This window comes from Microcystis sp. M53603_WE2 (genome assembly GCF_030065435.1).
The window spans coordinates 1-1,766 of record NZ_JASJFF010000353.1 but is presented as its reverse complement, the minus strand read 5'-3'; the positions used below and the strand labels follow the sequence as shown (position 1 = coordinate 1,766).

2 protein-coding genes and 1 pseudogene are annotated in these 1,766 nt (G+C 44.2%); 2 read left to right on the top strand and 1 reads right to left on the bottom strand.

The window, feature by feature from the left end:
- Window positions 1-367: 367 nt before the first annotated feature.
- Window positions 368-1,180 carry a PEP-CTERM sorting domain-containing protein gene (locus tag PX481_RS07630; RefSeq protein ID WP_288094215.1) on the top strand — a complete coding sequence of 271 codons (813 nt, stop codon included), beginning with the start codon at window positions 368-370 and terminating at the stop codon, window positions 1,178-1,180.
- 54 nt (window positions 1,181-1,234) lie between these two features.
- On the top strand, window positions 1,235-1,366 hold the full coding sequence (locus PX481_RS07625; protein WP_196219514.1) for a 30S ribosomal protein S6: 132 nt from the start codon (window positions 1,235-1,237) through the stop codon (window positions 1,364-1,366).
- Between the two features lie 73 nt (window positions 1,367-1,439).
- Here the strand turns inward: PX481_RS07625 and PX481_RS07620 are convergent.
- Window positions 1,440-1,766: pseudogene (locus tag PX481_RS07620) on the bottom strand (Uma2 family endonuclease); the annotation flags it as partial.

Genomic DNA, 1,766 nt, shown 5'->3' with positions numbered 1-1,766 from the left:
TACTGAATTTTGCCGATTCATGAAGAAGATAGTGCTTTTGCCTTTGAGTAAGAGAGCGATAAGTAGGGCGTGTTACGCTGTCGCTAACATACCTTTATTTTTATAAGTAACTTAGAGTATTGTTAAGATTTGATAAATTTATTAGAGTATTTTCAAGATTTGATAAATTTAACGGCAAGACTTTCAAATCTACAGAATTAAACATTATAGATCAGGCAGAACCACATTTTTTAAGAGGCATTTAGTTATGAAATTAGCAAAACTTATGAAATACTCCATCGGGGGGGGGGTAATACTTATCAGTCTGGCGGCAGCGGGTACGGCACAAGCCGTTGACCTAAAAGCCAACTTCCGTCTTTTTGGTGAAGTGAATCGATTCGGCTTGGGTTATGGTGACATGGCGTTACACTTCGGAGTTAATGCCCCTGCCTCCCAAATTGGAGGCTTAGGATATTTTCCAGGTGGTACACCATTTACATCGGGGGTACTTAGTTCCGTTGTTCTTCCACCAGGTGGTGGCTTCACTGTTGTAGATACTCAATTTTCCGTACCTTTTTCACTTGATGTCGATCAGCCGGCTTCCCTGTACATGGGCATTGGTGATAATGGAATCGGCGGTCCTCAAGGCGGTAGTATTCAGGTAATTTTCGACTTTTCAGATAATATCTACTTTGGAGGCTCAATTCTTGGATTCACCCCTGACCAAGGATTTGCTTTAACGTCAGTCACTTTAGCTAACGGTACTTCCTTAGAAGATGCTGGGTTGAAATTTGACTTTATTCCTGAAAATACGGTCTTAACGGCTGGGGCATCAGCCTTTGATGATACAGGTAGTGGTCTTGTAACTAATAGTGTAGTAGCAACTACAAATCCTGCTAACAGAGCAGCGGTTTTTGTTTTTCCAGGGACTGCTACATCAAAACTGCAAGGTGGTCCTGATGTGGGCGGTCTCCCAACTAATTCATTAGTTGACCTTGATGTTAATGTAGAGCCTAATCCACCTGTTTTCGATCTAGCCTTTGCCACCGTTAGTGGTGCTAACAATATTAAACTTACCCGAATTTCTCAACCCACTTCAACCCCTGAACCTAGCACAATTTTAGGCTTAGGTGTATTGGGATTTGGCGCTTTCTGCCAGCGCAAACTATCTCAAGGGAAGAAGTCAAAACAGGACAATTGAGTTGAGAAATTTGGGATTTCTTTCAACAAATTTTTGATAGGTGTCTATGTGCAGATGAATTATCAGGCCAGCGGCAAACAAGTCGCCACCCTGGAACGGGCCATGGGTTTAAGTGATGAGGTGATTCTTTATTTAACCCTAAAACTCGATCGCGTGGTGGCCCCCCTGCGGATTTATCTCCCTTAACGGAAATTCCCCCTCTCCTATCACCGAAGCGGTGGTGGAAGATGACGGTATCTCCGCGGAAGATTAATTATAGTCACAACTGTGTCGGGTCAATGCCCAATTCCCGTAATCGGGCAAAAGCGCGATCGCGTTCCTGTTGTGCTTGGTCGCGCTCTTGTTGTGCTTGGTTGCGCTCTTGTTGTGCTTGGTCGCGTTCTTGTTGTGCTTGGTTGCGTTCCTCAAAGAGGGTTTCAGGGTCTTTAAATCGTTCCCCATTGGGATAAAAGACCTCTAAACCCTCTTCAAACATCTCAAACCGAATCCCTAGGATTGGGGAAGTCCAAGGAAAATTCAAGGCCGTTACTGGGAAAAAATCCTCTTGCTGATTGGCCCGCACCAATCCCCAGAAATCATGGGAGTC